The sequence below is a fragment of the Fibrobacter sp. UWB1 genome, from assembly GCF_002210325.1.
In the GTDB taxonomy this organism is placed as follows: Bacteria; Fibrobacterota; Fibrobacteria; order Fibrobacterales; family Fibrobacteraceae; genus Fibrobacter.
In genome coordinates this window covers 24,796-42,743 of record NZ_MWQL01000011.1, presented here as the reverse complement: position 1 = coordinate 42,743, position 17,948 = coordinate 24,796, and the positions used below count along the sequence as shown (strand labels likewise).

8 protein-coding genes are annotated in these 17,948 nt (G+C 54.5%); 5 read left to right on the top strand and 3 right to left on the bottom strand.

What is annotated here, in order from left to right:
• Window positions 1-66: 66 nt before the first annotated feature.
• The 5 genes from B7988_RS09610 to B7988_RS09590 all read left to right on the top strand — a co-directional run bounded on the left by B7988_RS09610 (window position 67) and on the right by B7988_RS09590 (window position 13,400).
• Window positions 67-2,460, top strand: coding sequence for a DUF4859 domain-containing protein (locus B7988_RS09610; RefSeq protein WP_088657720.1), 2,394 nt, complete (start codon window positions 67-69; stop codon window positions 2,458-2,460).
• 226 nt (window positions 2,461-2,686) lie between these two features.
• Window positions 2,687-5,596: a glycoside hydrolase family 43 protein gene (locus B7988_RS09605; protein ID WP_088657719.1), complete on the top strand. Its 2,910-nt coding sequence runs from the start codon at window positions 2,687-2,689 to the stop codon at window positions 5,594-5,596.
• Between the two features lie 219 nt (window positions 5,597-5,815).
• The gene (locus tag B7988_RS09600; protein ID WP_141225622.1) at window positions 5,816-8,725 is read left to right on the top strand and encodes a carbohydrate-binding protein; all 2,910 of its coding nucleotides are present in this window, start codon (window positions 5,816-5,818) and stop codon (window positions 8,723-8,725) included.
• Window positions 8,726-8,955: 230 nt separating this feature from the next.
• The gene (locus B7988_RS09595; RefSeq protein WP_249268943.1) at window positions 8,956-11,625 is read left to right on the top strand and encodes a hypothetical protein; all 2,670 of its coding nucleotides are present in this window, start codon (window positions 8,956-8,958) and stop codon (window positions 11,623-11,625) included.
• A gap of 41 nt (window positions 11,626-11,666) precedes the next feature.
• The gene (locus B7988_RS09590; protein WP_249268942.1) at window positions 11,667-13,400 is read left to right on the top strand and encodes an Ig-like domain-containing protein; all 1,734 of its coding nucleotides are present in this window, start codon (window positions 11,667-11,669) and stop codon (window positions 13,398-13,400) included.
• Window positions 13,401-13,403: 3 nt separating this feature from the next.
• Here the strand turns inward: B7988_RS09590 and B7988_RS09585 are convergent, their stop codons facing one another.
• The 3 genes from B7988_RS09585 to B7988_RS09575 form a co-directional block, all read right to left on the bottom strand.
• Window positions 13,404-14,468, bottom strand: coding sequence for a histidine phosphatase family protein (locus B7988_RS09585; RefSeq protein ID WP_088657716.1), 1,065 nt, complete (start codon window positions 14,466-14,468; stop codon window positions 13,404-13,406).
• Complete coding sequence (locus B7988_RS09580; protein ID WP_088657762.1) at window positions 14,468-16,381, bottom strand: SUMF1/EgtB/PvdO family nonheme iron enzyme; 1,914 nt, start codon at window positions 16,379-16,381, stop codon at window positions 14,468-14,470. Before B7988_RS09580 ends, B7988_RS09585 begins: the two co-directional genes overlap by 1 nt.
• 177 nt (window positions 16,382-16,558) lie before the next feature.
• Window positions 16,559-17,923: an SGNH/GDSL hydrolase family protein gene (locus B7988_RS09575; RefSeq protein ID WP_249268941.1), complete on the bottom strand. Its 1,365-nt coding sequence runs from the start codon at window positions 17,921-17,923 to the stop codon at window positions 16,559-16,561.
• Window positions 17,924-17,948: the final 25 nt, after the last annotated feature.

Here is a 17,948-nt window from a genome sequence, read left to right as displayed (position 1 = left end):
AGTTTTCGATACTCCTTAGCTTGCTAGGGAGTATTTTTTATATCAGCATAAAAGTTGGAGTGTGTTATGCAAAAAAGTTGTTTGGGATTGATTCCAGGCGCCGTTTTGTCGGCTGCCTTAGGTGTTCACACATACGCTGCGTCGGGTGATGCTTACACATGGCCCGGTTACCGCAGCGACCTGGATTACGACACGAAGTCTAATCTGGGCGACATTCAGCCGCCGACCAAGTTCAACAACAATTGTTCGGGCGTTACCGGAAAGAAGGCCGGTAAATGGTGGGCGTTTTATTGGGGCAAGGATCGCGACAGCCGCATTACCGACGTGACAATTGATTCGATTCTCAAGAAGTACGATACCGATTTCGAGTACCTGTACAATGAGATGGGATGGGCGCCGGATGCCCAGGCGCAAGAAGGCCAGTACAGTGCCGTTTATTACTATGGCTCGGGTACTTGTGCCGGTGGTGCGAAGGACGATACCACGGGTGGTTGGCAGACATGGGTGGCGGGCTACACGGCGGTGGCGGCTTCGTTCTATCCGCTCTACAGTTTCAATACAAGTTGCCCTTACCGTGATCGTGTGGCGCAGATGGATGCGATGATTCACGAGGGAATCCACTCGATGACGAACGGTTACCCCGGTGCAAAGGATGCGCACTGGTTCCAAGAAGCGGGCAACACCTGGATTCAGCAGGATATGTTCAGCCACCGCGATGGTGTATACAGCGGTATGGGATTTCTGAATGCAGCGACGGTTATTGCCCCCTTTATGCCGATTGAAACTTATTCGGGCTGGCTGATTGACGGTACCTTCGGTGGTCCTGGTGGCGGTGCCGATGACGGTGGTGTGACCGGCAAGAATCAGCGTTATCTGCTGGGGGGCTCGCAGTACAGCAACATCTTCCCGACGTTTATCGGCACATGGATTGGAACGGGTGCGGTTCGCTGGATTTACGGAAACGCTTACGGCAAGACCAAATACCTGCTTGAAACCTACGGCCTTGACAAGGGCCTTGGCGATGCGGGCGTGCGCAGGCTCATTACCGAATTCCGCGCAAGGCTTGCGATGCTTGACATGAAAAAATGGTCCGGCGAAATCAAGAATTTGCTGAACCAGCATTTTGGAAGCGACACCTACTGGGAACAGGACATGTGGGACAATAACAGGAAAAGCTACACCTGGACCATGACGCCTTACCAGACGGTAACGGAAAGCAACGGTTACCTTGTACCGAATCAGGAAACAACTCCGGGTTGGTCTGGCTCGAACGTGGTTCCGCTGAAGGTGCAAAACGGCGCAAAGGAAGTAACCGTGAGCTTCTACCCGAACGGCGCGAATTCCAATAACAGTAACATGAATTTCTTGCTGTGCTATCGCGCGACCGACGGTACGCCTGTGTACAGTGAACCCATTACGGGTGAAGGCTCCGCGACGCTTCGCTTGGACAAGACGCCTTCTTCGACGAATGGCACGCAGATGGTTTTCGCGGTCATCGTGAATACCGATTACCAGTACACCGGCAATACGGGAATTCGCAAGCTGCATTACGATTATAAGTTGAAACTGGAAACGGGCGTAAGTGGCGCAGGGGCTGCAAACGTCAAGTACTACAACGACTTCAAATTGGATTACAAGTGGCCCGAAATCGGCGAAACCCCGGTTGCGTCCAGTAGTTCCTTTGCGTCGAGCAGCTCTGTCGCACCAGCAAGTTCTAGCAGCGTGCCGGCATCCAGCAGTTCCGAAAAGGTTGTCGCGGACAATGCCACGACGTACACCATCACGGTGACGCTGCCGATTGACGACAATTATGCGACGGTTGCGGCAAAATTTGATGTAAATGAAATCGCGCAAAAGCTTGGACTTACTGCGGCGACTCTTTCCCAGGCGACCTTCTTTGCCCAGGAAAGCGATGGAAACATCGTCACCAACAGCACCGCCACCGCTCCGGGTCACTGGTTCGGTAAAGACGGCAAGGTGGTGGAATGGGGTGAGTCCGCCTACGTGTTCAGCGAAGCCGACTTGTCGAAGGGGACGCTTGCCGTCGGACATTATCCGAACAGCGTGAAGGACGGCGAAAAGTACAGCTTTACGCAGGGGCTTTCGTACAACGGAAAGTCGGTGCTGTTCAAGGTAAATGTGACTATCACCAACGAAAAAGGGAGTGGAGATGCGACAACGGCGTTGATGTATGGACTCGAGGGGCTTTCGAATCATGTTGACCTTGCGCTTCGTCGCGGACAAATCGAGGTCCGTTACATGCTTCCACAGCGCGACAATGTGAAAATCAGCCTGTTTACGGGATTTGGTGCTTTAATTGCCCAAGAAATGGTTGGCGTGCAGAACGCAGGTGCGCATACGCATTCTTTTGACCTAAGTCAAATGCCGGCGGGATCCTATATCGTGAAGGTGACAACCGGCAGCTACCGCGAAGCGAAATCAATAAACATTTTCCGATAAATCGATGATACCAAACAAAGGCGCCCCGGCGAATGCCGGGGTGCTTTTACATTGACGAGGCACAGAGCTTTTTTTTTGAAAGGCTTCTTTTTTTTGTAAAATGTGGACTTTTTTTAGTGGAATATTGTAGAAATAGCATCATTTTTCCTTAAATAGTGTAAAAACTATTGACTTTTAATTGCAAAAAGTGTAGATTTTTTATATATTCTCTGGAAAGGAGTGTGGTATGGGTGTATTGGAAACATTCAGGGCGGCGTGTGTCGCCTTATCTCTCGCGGCTGTTGCCGCATTTGCGGCCTCGGTCGCCGTTCACGATCCTTCCGTCATTGTGGTCTATAAGGACGCGGGCGGGAATTCGTATCCTGAAAACGATGCGGCCAAGTCGCGGACGAAGTATTATTACATATTCGGGACCATGAACGGGGCGGCATATTCCCGCGATATGCTGGACTGGACCCCGTTTACGCCGCAGCTTTCGAGGGGCGGCACGGTGTATGTCACTGGCAACGAGGCCAGGGACGATTACTACAGCGTGTTCAAGGCGGAAGCCGACTATGCGGAACATACGAATTCCGCGACCGCCAAGGGGAACCTGTGGGCGCCCGATATCGTGTGGAACAAGAAGCTGAAAAAGTGGTGCCTGTACTTTTCGATGGCGGGCGAGGACTGGAAAAGTTCCATTGTGCTCCTGACATCCGACAAGATCGAGGGGCCGTACGAGTACAAGGGTGCGGTCGTCTACGGCGGGATGGACAAGCAGACGGCGGGTTCTGCCGCCAATGCCGACTACGCGAAGGTGACGGGTTCTTCGACAATCGACGAGCGTTACTATATCGCAAACAACGGTGTCACTAATTTGGGCAAGTGGGATGGCGGCTATGGTTCCAGCTGCATCGACCCGAACGTGTTCTACGACGAGGATGGAAACCTGTGGCTCCTGTACGGTTCGTGGAGCGGCGGGCTTTTCTTGGTCAAGCTCGATGAGTCTACCGGTCTCAGGGACTATTCGTACAAGTACGGGAACAACGGCGCTGCCAAGTGGAGCGGGACTTCGATGCTCGAGGACCCTTACATGGGCATCCACGTGGGTGGCGGTTATTATGTGAGTGGCGAGGGTTCGTACATCCAGTATTTCAAGGATGCGGACGGCAATGGCTACTACTACCTGTTCGTGAGTTACGGGTTCTATTCACCCGAGGGCGGCTACACCATGCGCGTGTTCCGCAGCAAGGACGTGAAGGGGCCTTATGTCGATGTGGATGGGACTCCTGCGATTTTTGAAAAGTTTATCCTGAACTATTGGGGCAATACCGACCGCGGATTCCCGATTGTCGCGAATTACCGCTGGAGTTTCTGGGCCGAAGACCGGGCCGAAATTGCGGATGGGCACAATTCGCTGTTGCGCGACGACGATGGCGGCATGTATCTGGTTTATCACCGCAAGTTCAACAACCATACGGGTTGGCACAATGTCGAGACTCACCAGCTGTTCTTTAACAGGATGGGCTGGATTGTGGCGGCACCTTTTGAGTATCATGAGGGTTACGGGCTACCGGCGCGTGCGCTCGACCGCAGCGATGTTGCTGGCCCGTACAAGGTGATTATGCATAACCCGCCCAGGAACAACCCGCAGACCTGGGAAGATTCCGTGGCGGTGAACCAGGAACAGAACATGCAGCTCAATGCCGACGGTACGGTGACAGGCGCCTACACGGGAACCTGGGATTACGACTATGCGAAGGGTCGGAGCTACGTGACGCTTACTCTGGGTGGAACTGTCTACGAGGGCGTGGTGCTTGACCAGTTGCAGAACGATATGAGCGAGCGGACGCTTACGTTCTCGGCGATGAACAAGGCGGGAAACCGTGCCTTCTGGGGTTACCGTGTGCCGAAAACCGAAGTGCTGCAGGATGCCCGCTATTACGGCGACAGCGTGAAGGTCGTTGGGAAAAAGGACTTTAGCACGGCATGGGATGCCTATGACGAATTTGAGTCTGTGAAGGTAAGCGGGAACTTTGTCACGGAATTTGAATTCAGGAACAAGGTAAAGAGCGGAGCCGAAAACTGGAACAACTGGGTGCTCGTCTTTAGGAACGGTGGCGACATGTGGTACCTGCGTGCCGACGGCTATTCCGTGGAAACGCTCGGTGGCGAAAATACGGTGCACTACTGGAATGCCTGGGGTGAAAACTGGGATGCCTTCAAGAAGATGTACGACGGTGCAAAAGTCCGCCTGCGTGCAGAAAAGGACGGCTACCTGATAAATGTGTATGCGTTCTTGCGCGGTGCGGCGAAGGATGGATCCGACTCGCTAGTGTATGCGGTTACGGCTACGGGGACACCGGTTGGCGATTACGAAATCTTGCTCGGTGCCGACGCGGCGTCGCTCGAGTTGAGCCGCGTTGCCTACGGAGTACTTGAAAACCGCATCGTGGCGGGTACGATAAACGACGGTGGCGAATACAATGTAGCGTTCAATGCGCAGAAGACGACTGAATACAAGGTCTCGGGCGACTTTAGCGCAACATTCCGCTTTATGAATTACGGAAACAAGCCGGTTTACGGGCTTGCCGATGCGAACAAGGTGAACAACTGGGACAATTACATTGTGCGTGCGACTGCCGGCGGGGCGACGACGCTGTTGCGTGCCGATGCCTTTGCGATGGATAACGCGGGGACGTTCGATTACGATTTCGACTGGAACTGGGACGATTTCGCTGGCATCATGCGCAACGCCGAAGTGGTGATGGATGTCTCGCGCGAAAAGGATGTCGTTACCTACTCGGCCCGCATCACGGCGCAAAATGGCAAGGCGTATCACTACAAGGCGGTAAACAGGGGCGCATCGACTGCCGAGATGTCGCTCGGGTTTACTTGTGAGAAGAGTGTGGTCGACCTGCTTTCAGTTTCCGTGAATAGCGTGGCGGGCGACAGCACGCAAATCCAGGTGGAAGATCCAGATTCTTCGACCACGTCGTTTGCGGTTCGCAATGGCGTTGAAACGGGACGCAGCCTGCAGGATATGCGTGGTGCGAAGGTTTACGATGTTCGCGGTCGCCTTCTGGGAACTGCGGACAGCCCGCGGGTAAAGGAAATGCGTTTGCGCAAGGCCCGACAGCCCGTTTTTGCGAAGTAACAAAAGCACCGCAGGTGCCCACGAAGAAACTTGTTTTAACGCATACGCTCGCGTATGCGCGAGGCAAGCGTTGCTTGCCGAAGTTTTTTGTTGTGTTCCCGCCGTTGTCTATGGACAACCGGAAGTGTGGTGGTGAAGGTACTATTTGGAGTGCCGGAGATATATTATAGGTGCAGGTTCCCGGTGGTGCGGGGGCCTGTAATTCAAAGAAAGGATTGGATGATGAAAAAGTTGTGGATGTTTGGGCTTTCGCTCGCGCTTGGAGTGGGTATGTCGCAGGCGGCTCGCCAGATGGAATGGCTGAACCGCGGCTTGGTCGCCGTAAAGACGACTAACGGAGTTTTCCTCAGTTGGCGAGTTCTCGGAACAGACGGTAATACGACCGGTTTTAACCTGTACCGCGATGGCGAGAAAATCTCGAGCCTCAGCGGGACACAGGCGAGCAACTATACCGACGCGAAAGGGACAACCTCGAGCAGGTATTCCGTAAAGGCTGTCATAAACGGCAAGGAACTTGCATCTGACGATGCCGTACCCGTGTGGGGCGAGCAGTTCTTGACAGTGAACCTGGACAGGCCTGCAGGCGGTAGCGACTACACCTACAGTCCCAACGATATTGCCGTGGGCGATGTGGATGGTGATGGCGAGTTCGAGTTGGTTCTCAAGTGGGATCCGAGCAATTCCAAGGACAATTCCCAGAAGGGAAAGACGGGCAACGTCATCATTGACTGTTACAAGATGAGCGGCAAAAAACTTTGGCGCATTGATCTGGGCGTAAACATCCGTGCGGGGGCGCACTACACGCAGATGCTCGTGGGTGACTACGATGGCGACGGCAAGGCGGAACTTGCCGTAAAGACAGCGCCGGGAACGAAGGATGCCAGCGGAAAGTACCTGAGCAAGGGCGCAGCGGCCAATGCGGCACATACCAGCGATTACCGCAATTCGAGTGGATACATTCTGACCGGTGACGAATACCTCACGGTTTTCAACGGCGAAACGGGACTTGAAATGGCGACCGTCGCCTATAATCCAGGGCGCGGTACGGTAAAGAACTGGGGCGACAGTTACGGGAACCGCGTCGACCGCTTCCTTGCGACAAATGCCTATCTCGACGGCAAGAAACCGAGCATGGTTTTCCAGCGTGGCTACTACACCCGAATGGCAATTACCGCCTACGATTGGGATGGCAAGACACTTTCACAACGCTGGTATTACAACGCAGCCACGAGCGGACAGGAATGTTACGGGCAAGGCAATCACAACATTTCCGCAGGCGACGTGGATGGCGACGGCTTTGATGAAATTATTGAAGGAAGTTGCGCCGTTGACCACGATGGAAAATTCATGTACCGCACAGGCAAGGGCCACGGCGATGCCATGCACTTGAGCGATCTCGACCCCGATAATCCCGGTCTTGAAGTTTGGCAAGTTCACGAAGAAAAGCCCTACGGCTACGATTTGCACGATGCCCGTACCGGCAAGCTACTTTTTAACGAAACGAGTTCGGGCGATAACGGGCGCGGTGTCGCAGGCGACGTCGATTCCAACAGCCGCGGACATGAGCTCTGGTCTGCTGCAAACTGGAACACCTATACGGCTAAGGGAAAAATCTGGAAGGCCGACAAGCGCCCCGCCTACAACTTCCGTATCTACTGGGATGGTGACCTGCTTGACGAACTTTTGGACAATACGACTATCAGCAAGTGGGACCATGCAAAGCAACAGAGCAATACGCTTTTCCAAATGCAGGGCAACAGTTGCAATACCACCAAGGCGACACCGAATTTCAGCGGTGACATTCTGGGCGACTGGCGCGAGGAAGTCATCTTGCACGATGGAGCCTCCAAGCTTTACATTTACACGACGACCACGCCTACCGAACATCGCATGTACACGCTTGCGCACGACCCGGTTTATCGCAATGGCATGAGCTGGCAGAATACCGCCTACAACCAGCCGCCGCATCTGGGTTTTTGGCTGCATGGCAACAAGGGCAAGTTCCCGAAGCCGGACATCGTGCTGATAGGCGACAACACGCCGAAGGCGGCCGCGATTGTCAAGCAGGGCGCAGGTAGTTCGAGCCAGGTGATTGTGAAGGGTGATTCGATTGTCCCGTTCACCTTCGCGATCCAGCATGCGGATGGGGCGAATGTTGACGGGCTCCCGGCAGGCGTGACGGCCGTGTGGAATGCGACGACATCATCGCTCTATTTTAGCGGGACCCCCGTTGTCGAGGGCGAGTTTACCTATACGATTACGACGAAAGGCGGGAATGCTGACTTTGGCGAAGCGACTCGCAACGGAAAATTCACCATTCTGAGTGTCGTGGAATCGGGACCTGCTCCTCTTATGGTTCGGAGCGATATCGAGGCGGCGGTACCGACCGATGCAAAGGGAGCCTTTGCCGACAACCACGAGAATTTCCGCGGCACGGGATTCTACGATTTCGAAAACAGTCTCGATAGTTACGGCATTTACCACCTGGTTTCGCCGAAGGAATACAAGAATGCAACGATGGTGCTGCGCTACGCCCACGGCAAAACGGATACGCGTCGCATTATGGTGAAGATGAATGAAAACCTGGTCGGTTCGCTGACGTTCAAGCCCACTGCCGATTGGGATACCTGGGATAGCGTCTCGGTGGGTGTTTCGCTCCAGAAGGGGTTGAATGTGCTTTATCTGAAATCGCTGGAAGAGGCGGGTGCACCGAACATCGATCAGATCGGTTTTGATGTCGAAGGCGTGGTGCTTTTTGAGGATTCAACGCAACTCTCGGCGATAGACACCTTGAGCGCTGAAGTCGCGGGAGACTCTTCGGGAACGACGGGACTTACCCGTGGCGATTACACCGCAGAAGACGACTTTGCAGGTAACATTCGCGTTGCTGCCGGAATACACCTGAATCTTGCAGATGGTACGCTGATTGCCCGCGAATCGGGGTATGCCCAGGTGGATTTCTTTGACATGACTGGCCACCAGGTGGCGCGCCTTGCAAGAAATGTTCCGGCAGGAGCGTCTGACTTGTCCCGCGAAATCAGGGCTCTCCCCGAGGGCGTCTACATGGTCCGTGTCAAGTTCAATGGTCGCACGATGCAGAATGCGGTGCAGGTAAGAGTAGAACGGTAGTTTCCTAACTAAACGATACGTCCCGGCGGAAGCCGGGGCGTTTTTTTGCACCGCAGGTGCTCACGAAGAAACTTGTTTCGAGTGCAGGGAGGGTCTTAGGGAGGATGGAGCCCTCCCTAGTCTCATGCCACCGCAGGTGCCCGCCGTAGTCCGCGGACAACTGGAAATTTCTTTTACCCTACCCCCGGAGCAAATCCGAGGGTATTTTTGTGGGCAGAAAGGAGTTTTGTATGGGATGTTTGAACTCTATTCGCGTATTGGGCCTCTCGGCGGCGCTTGCCTTTGCCGCATCGCCCGTCATCAAGGTCGATTTTGACATGAGCGGCCGCAATTCGAGCGAGGTTACGGAACCGAATTACGTGCCCTGGGTGGTTTCGGGTGTTTCTTCGAAGGACACGACGCTTTCGGGCGTGAAGGTGAATGTCGCCGGAAATGCTAACCTCAAGGCCAACTGGTACAAGGCCGGGGTGCAGTCCCCGAGCTATGCGCGCCTTGTGTGCGACGGCGTGATGGTCGAAGGCGGTGGGGCGATTACGCTCACCTTCTCGAATCTTGCGGCAGGGACGCACAGCCTCCTTTTGTACCTGAACAATGTCGATGGGACGGCGGCAAGCAACAGCATCGATGTCTACGTGAACAATTCGAAGCAGACGTCGGTCAAGCCCACGAATCGTGCGCTCTCGACAGGCGAGGCGGCGATTGCCTACGTGACTTTTAATGTAAGCGGTACGGGTGCCTCGACCGCGATAAAGTTGAATACGGGCACGGTTACCCTGAACGGCTTTGAGCTGAACGTGCCCAATGCGGCGGCACAGGCGACAGGGCCTTCGCCTGCGGATCTGGATTATCACGCTCCGCACGAAAACGGCACGCTGACGCTTTCGTGGACGGCGGCGAAGTCGGCCGTAAAGCATCGCGTCTATTTCGGGACGGATTCGGCGGCTGTGCTTGCGGCAACGCCCTCGAACACTGCGGTTTACATGGGTGAACAATCCGGCAGTTCGTATAAGGTGAGCGGTACGACTCCGCTTCAGACATACTACTGGCGCGTAGATGAGGTCGATGCGAACGGAACGGTCACGGCAGGGAATGTCTGGTCGTTCAAGCCGGGCCGCGTCGCGTTCGAGGGTGCCGAAGGTTATGGCCGCAATGCGGTCGGCGGGCGCGGCGGCAAGGTAGTGTACGTGACGAACCTGAACGACGACGGCGCGGGCTCCTTGCGCGAGGCGTGCACGGCAGAAATTGGCCCGCGTACCATCGTGTTCAAGGTGTCGGGAATGATCCAGCTGAAATCGCGCCTGGTCTGCAATCAGGATTACGTGACGATTGCGGGGCAGACGGCTCCCGGCAAGGGTATTACCATCAAGAGCGCCCCCATCGGGTTCACGGGCAAGGACATGGTCATCCGCTTCATGCGCGTGCGCCTGGGCTACGGCGCCACCTACGACGGTATGGGGCTCACCGGTGGCGACCACAGCATATTGGACCATGCGAGTATCAGCTGGACGATTGACGAAGCCTTCAGTAGCCGAGGCGGCAAGAACCTTACGCTGCAGCGCACGCTGATTTCGGAAGCGTTGAACATTGCGGACCACCAGAATTACCCCGTCGGGACGGGACACGGGTATGCGGCGACTATCGGCGGCGATATCGGCAGTTTCCACCACAACCTGCTTGCACACAATGCGGGCCGCAACTGGAGCCTGGGCGGTGGCCTCGACGGGAACGGCTACTACGCGGGTCGCCTTGACATATTCAACAACGTTGTCTATAACTGGGTGAGCCGCGTGACCGATGGCGGTGCGCACGAGGTGAACTTCGTGGGCAATTACTACAAGGAGGGCGCCGCCACTACCTTGCACGGCTATACATTGCGTGCGCAGCTCGAAGGTACGGGCAAAGGCTCGCAGGCGTATTATTACCACAACAATATTCTCGAGGCTGCGGGCGGCAAGTTCACTTGCGATGGCACCAACGACAATTGCGGTCGCGAGTATTCGCTTTCCGGCGGGCAGGTGCTGGATTGGGAACCCTGGAACAGCAAGCCCTTCTTTGCCTCGTATGCGACTGTCCAGAGCGCGAAGGCCGCCTACAAGGATGTGCTGAGCGATGTGGGCCAGCGCATGCCGGTACTTGACAATCACGACACCCGCGTGATAAACGAGACCAAGAACGGAACCTACAGCATGAAGGGGTCCGTGGGTGGCATGGCGGGCATTCCCGACCGCGAAACCGACGTGAAGGATACGGCGAACATCAAGGGATGGGAGCCTTACCCGAGCGAAATCCGGGCCGACGACTACGACAGTGATTTGGACGGGCTCCCTGACTGGTGGGAAAATATGTACGGGTACAATCCGAAGTCGAAGAGCGGTGACTTTAGCGATGCGAACAAGGATCGCCTGGGTGACGGTTGGACAGAACTCGAACGTTATCTCGAATGGATGGCCCGTGCGCACTACACCTTCGCGAAGGGCGAAACCCAAGTAATAGACCTTTCCCAGTTTACTGCGGGTTATGATAATGGAACCTATACCGTTTCTGCCCCGACGGGCGTGACGGCGACCGTGAACGGTTCCAGGTTGACGGTGAAACTCGCCGACAGCTTTGCAGGTGCGGGCTACGTGCAATTTACGCTGAAGGACAACGCGGGCGATACCTTTAGCCGCTACATCGGCGTGACGCAGGGACTTGCCGTAAACGCTTCGCAGGGCGGACAAGACGAAAACGACACGACATCTGTTGTTGCGGGCGATACGACTGCGACAGGAGATTCTACGACAACATCGTTAAGGCCGCGTGCGCAGAGAAAGCATGTAAATGGCCTTGGACGCATCTACGACACGCAGGGACGCCTCTTGAAGCAGCGAAAACATAGGGGCTTTTACCTGACGCGATAAATTTTTAGTATAATAAGATGAAAAGATGGTCGATTATGGGAATGTTTGGTACAAAAACGACAGTTTCGGCGCTTTGCCTAACAGTGTTTGGTTTTATCGGGGCAGGTGCCGAGCCGCTGGCTTTCCCTGAGGCGCTGGGTTTTGGCGCGCAGGTCACGGGTGGCCGTGGCGGCAGCGTTTATCACGTGACGAACCTGAACGATGACGGTGCGGGTTCTTTCCGCGATGCGGTGAGCCAGGGTAACCGCATCGTGGTTTTTGACGTGGGTGGCATCATCAACATCAAGACGGCAGTTTCCATCAAGAGTAACATTACCATCGCGGGGCAGACGGCCCCGGGCGAGGGAATCGCCATTCACGGCGGCAAGCTCAGTACCGGCAAGCAGAGTAATATCATTATCCGCTACCTGCGAATTCGTCCGGGCGAAAATACCGCCTCCGAAAAGGACGATGCGCTCAACCTTTACGATTCCAAGAACGTAATTGTGGACCACTGCTCGGTGGAACTTGCACCGTGGAACAACTTCGGCGGTTCTTCGGACAATGCAAGCTACCGCGTTACGGGCATTACGGTGCAGAACTCGCTGATTGCAAACCCCATCGGGCAGCAGTTTGGGGCGCACATCGAATCGGTGGATGGCACTTGGGCTTGGTACTACAACGCCTTCGTAAACACGCACAACCGAAACCCGCTTGACAAGATTAACGACGTGTTCGTGAACAACATCCTCTACAACTTCGAGGCGGGCTACACGACGCACACTAGCACGCACTTCAATCACGATATCGTGAACAATTACTTTGTCTATGGCCCGAAGGGGAGTAACCCGTGGTTCCAGGTGGACAAGAACCAGAGTATCTACGCGAGCGGCAACATGATAGATACGGACCGCGATGGAAAACTGAACGGCGGGCCTTCGAGCATTTATTATTATCAGGGCGTGGGCGAGGAACTTGCGAAACCCTGGAGCGAACTTACGACATCGGGCCCGATGCTCAGTGCAGCAAGTGCGTGGCGCTATGTGACGTCGCAGAGCGGCGTGCTTCCGTACGACGACATCGATTCGCTGGTGTGGTACCAGGTGAATACGCTTGGAACGGCCGGTGCGCTCGTGAAGAGCGTGGGCGCGATGGGGCTCAAGACCAACAACGGCTGGGGCGAGGTGATTGCGGGGAAGGCCGCGACCGATTCCGACAAGGATGGCATGCCGGATTACTTCGAAGAGGCTCTTGGTTATGACAAGTCAAAAGATGACGCGATGACCAAGGAAAGCGATGGCTACGTGCGTATTGAGAAGTATATCAACTGGCTGGGCGCCATGCATGCGACGGCTGCGGGCGGCACTCTCGATTTTGACCTGCGCACGATTACGCGCGGGTTCAAGGATGTATCGCCGACCTACAGCGTGTCGGCTGCGGAGAATGGGACAGTGGAACTTGCGGGTGACGGCTATACGGCAAGGTTTGCGCCTAGGGCGAATTTCAGCGGGCTTGCCTCGTTCAAGTACACCGTGAAGGGTAACGACAATACCGAATATACGGGCCGCGTCGAGGTGCTGGTGGAAAAATCCGCCGGCGCAGATACTTCGACTGTGCTGCCGCAGGACTCGTCATCTGTTGTCGCGGGTGATTCTACGGCGACGGATTCGACAACCGTGATACGGGGCCTTCGTCGTGCACACCCTGCCGACATGCGCGGGGCTACGCATAAGGAATACCGCGACCTGAAGGGACGTCGCTTCGACAGGCAGATTCCCTACAGGGTAATGTTCTAGGTTCTATTTGGTGTAAATCTTATGCTCGGCCATGTAGAGGGCCAGATAGTCTATGACGCCGGAATCGGCGCCTTTTACAGGAATATAGCGCAGGTTGTTTTGCGCATCGGCAATAACGGCTAGCCCCGCGATGAAGTTAATCCAATGGTAATCCTCGTGATACTTGAGGGCGACCTTTTTCTGTGAACCGAAAACGGCGAGTGGCATCACAAAGATGTCGTGCGATACCATGATGGTGATGCGTTTCCACTTGGATAAATTTTTCAGGATGACCGCTTGCATGAATTCTTGTGCGCGGGGCTCCATTTCGTAAAATGTTTCCGGGTATCCGCCTTCGTATGCCCAGCGTGCCATCAGTTCGACTGAACTGCCCTTTAGGCCGAGCGCGGTCGCTTGCTTTGCGAGGGAATCGGCCGAAATTTTCAAAAACCAATTGCCGGTAATGTCGTAATTCGTGATGAGTTTCGGGGACGTCGCTTCGCCGCGTCCTTTTGAGATTTGGTTTGCGGTTTCGTTCGTGCGCACGAATCCCGAAGTGACGTACGAGAATTCTTCTTCGCTCTTGAGGGTTGCCCCTAGATCCTGCGCCATCTGGATTCCGTTTGCGGTGAGTTCAGTTTCCAAAGCCACATCGTCTTCACGTTCGGAATGGCGGATGATAAAAACGGCCTTTTCGTCGGGGGCAAGACTCTTGTAGACGTCGGCGACCGTGGCGAATCCGTCTTTGTCCAAGACGATTTCCGGAGAGGGTTCAATGACTTCTGACGAAGAAGATTCCTCGATTGAAGAGGAATAGTCGACATATGGTTCTGCGGACGAAGACAGAGCGTGTGGAATATGTTCGCTAGAAGAGTATGCCGGAATGGCCGAGGATGACATTGCCAGAGAAGGCATTGCCGAGGACGACCATTCCGGGGAATCTTGCTCGGACGACGGCACGGGTATCCAGGAGTGATTGGAGGCTTTGTCGGACGAGCTTGATTCAATATCGGGGTTAGATACTTTGTCGTTGCATGCCGTGAGTGCTGCAATACATGCTGTGGCAAAGATGAAAATGTACGTGCGCATTATGACCCCCACTGATAATCTCCTGGTTCGTAAACGGGATTTTCGCCGTTGAAGCCGCGGGGACGTTTGATTTTGTCATCGAAAAGGGTCTTGTTGAATATGCGGAAGTCGCCTCGTTCGTAGCTTTGGAATGAAATGTGGCAGAAAATGGGGCCTGCAGGCATGTATTCGCTATAGCTCATGGTGCGTTCGCCAGCGGTGTAGAGGTAGTTGAAGTATTTCCCGTTCAGCACGATGTGTAGCCCGATGTTACCCACAGTGAACCAGCGGCCTTTTGCGAGAATATTCTCGTGGTGCGTATCGTCGTAATCCATGACTACGAATTCGGCATCACCATTCTTGTCGAGGTGGAATCGGTATTTGTGGTTGCCTCCGCAACAGCGCCCGTCAAAGAACCAGGTGTATCCACTTGCGGCAGCAATACGCGGGTCGCGCACGCTTGTGTCGGGGTGGGCGAGCTGTTCGTCTGTCACGAGGCGCTCGGGCTCAACGGCGGCGATCAACTGTTCCAATGTTTTCGGGTTGCTTACGGTCGTAAGGCTTACCTTGTTCTTAGCTTCGCTTGCAGCACGGCGGTACAGGCGGTACGGAATGCCGTCGTCACTGATCATGGTGAGCTCATCTTGACTGAATACGTAGTAGGCGTACGTCTTGGTCCCGGTTTTGGTGACCACGTTAAAGCTGCGGTTGTTGAGCGTGTACCATTGTCCAGAAACGTTCGGGAATCCTGAAACGGCTGCAATTCCGTCTTCGCCGATGACAACGGTGTAGTCATCGCTGATCCAGGCTTCGTCGGCTGCGGTAATGAGGCGGCAGTCGCGGTTTTTGTCTCCGACACAAACCGCGACGCTCGGGTTCGCCGCTTCGCAGGCGCTAATCATTCCCGGCGGAAGTTCGGTAGAGGCCCCTAGCCTAAATCCCATGTCGGCGGCGCCATCGCGGCTACGGATAGCCCTGCGGCTCACCCGAGCGAATTCGGCGGGCTCGCCGTAACTGCCGCCACGTCGCGTCTTGTTGCCAGACCCCGTGAGTTGAACCGGGTTGACTTTGTCGCCTGCGGTATAGCCCACGAGCCAGTCATACACCCATTCCCAGGAATTTCCGCTCATGTCGTGGAGCCCGAGCTTGTTAGGCTTTTTGGTGGCGACATCGTGTGCCTTGCCGCCGCTGTTTTCGGAGTACCAGGCGACATCGTCAATGGCGTTGCCTCCTGAGAATTTGAAGCCGTCGGCAATCCCATCCTTACCTCCGCGAGCTGCAAATTCCCATTCGGCATCGGTAAGCAGGCGGTATTGCCTGCCTGTCAATTGCCCTAATTTACAAGCGAAATTGTTCGCGTCAAACCAATTTACGCCTATTTTGGGGGCATTCCCCGATTCCCATGCGTTTTTCTTGCCGCCCATGACAGCGTTCCATTGGCTGACCGTGACTTCGGTTTTGGCGATAAAGTAATCGCTGACGGTTACCTTGTGCGCGGGAGTCTCGTAAATTTTGTCTTGTTCGGCGCAGTTGTCGCACCCGCGTGTGTACGAACCTCCCGGAACATGAACCATGTCAAATAAGACGCCGTTTACGGTATCGGTAAAATTTGCGGGTGCAATATATGAAAATCCGGTTTCGCTTGAAGAACTTGGAGAGGCTACAAGTTCACCAGACGAGGAGGAGCTAATAAACAAGACGTCCGATGAACTTGTTGCAGTGAGTCCGCTCGAAGAATGGGTATCGCCTGCGCTGAAAGCGGTTTCGGAGCTGATTTCCTGAAGAGAATCAGCGTTTGACGAATCCGGAAAATTCGTTGCTGAGGAATCGCCCTCGGTGGGGGGAGTTAACCCACTTTCGGGCGATTCCGAGCAACCTCCAAACATCCCAGCGATAATGGTAACCGCTATAACACCCGAGGAAAACTTGTGCATACGCACCCCCATCGAGTCTACATCCTTAACCGGTTCTAATATAAACTTAAACTAAAAGGAAAAGACTGTATTTATTCTTTTACTGTGGACAAATATGTCAACACCTATGTCTGCGCTTTAAAAAAGAAGCACTCCGTTCGGAGTGCCTCTTTGTTTGGTTTAAGAAGATTTGTGCTTTTACTTTACCTGTACGGTACTTGTCTGGACTGCGTTTTGGCCTCGGATGATGGCTATGTACTGGCCCGTCGGAAGGTTTTCGAATTGCACTTGTCCGTAATTCTTAGAAAGGGCCTTTTGGGAAATGAGTTGCCCCGTTGCAGAAACAAGGGTGACGGAGGTTGCGTTATGGGAACTGCCCTCGACAACGATGTTCTTGCCTTGCGCGTAAATTCGAGGTGCGGCAAACTTGCTTGCAACTTTTAAAGCCGTGGTGGAGTCAGGCTTTGTGGTTGCGGTATCGCCTGCAGCGTACAAGGGAGCGAGTGCTTCGGCCCACAAGTGGTGCATGGCTTGCCCGCCCTTCGTGTCGCCATTCGGGTGAACACCGTCGCTGGCGAGCTGTTCCGGATGCTCTTTGAAGTAGGCGTAAAAATCGGGGCCTGCAGGCAGATTGTTGTCTTCGACAAGCTTATCTACGGCTGTCAAAAATGCCGGATTGATTTGCCAGCCCGCCTTTGCAGAATCGGTTGCTATAATCCGTGCAATCACGGGCGTGATTCCGTGAGCCTTTGCAGAGTCGATAATCGTCTGCATGTTCTTCTTGTATGTTTCGAGGTTCCAATCGCCACCGCCCCAGGCGTCGTTCGTGCCCATTTCGATGGCCCAGAATTTGACGTTGCCGGCATATTCCAGGTATTCGTTCAGGTGTTCCACGACTTCGGTGCTGTTGATGCAGCCGATGCCTCCGCGCAACATGGCGGGCGTGTATTCGGGGAATCTTGCGTGAATGAGCTGCGCCGTGGTCGAATCGGTATCCTGTTGCTTGATTCCCATCTGGCTGATGCTCGTGCCCATAAAGAACCAGGTGTCGGTTCCGCCTGCGCTCATGTCGAAGGCTTCAATTTCAAGAATCTGGCCCACATCGCCTTCGCTTGCGAACTTGAACCAGGATTTGCCCGCAAAGTCAATAGTTACACCGCGTGCCATTACGGGGTTATTCACAATTGTGGCTGCAATTTCCCAATCGCCGTCGCTACCGTCAGTGGAATTTGCGGAGGTCAAAATCTTGAAATTCGAGAGTGCGACGCCGCTATGCCCACAACCGCTCGTGAAATCGGTCGCCCAGGCACAATCGCCGAACGATTCCCAGTTGATCAAGAGCTTTTGGGGGCCTTCGCCCACGTTCAACGCGATTTCCTTGGCGCTGCTACTCTTCCAGTTGGTCAAGTAACCGTCCGTCAGGTAATCTGTCGTTGTGGCTCCTGTATGAGCCGGCAAACCGCCAGAAACCAACTTGTTCGGGGTAATCCCGTAAGAGGCGCACATTCCGCATAACAAAAAAGCTGCGGTTGTGTTCGCCATTTTTAAAGTAAAACAACCCATAAACACTCCAATTCAAATAAGCGAC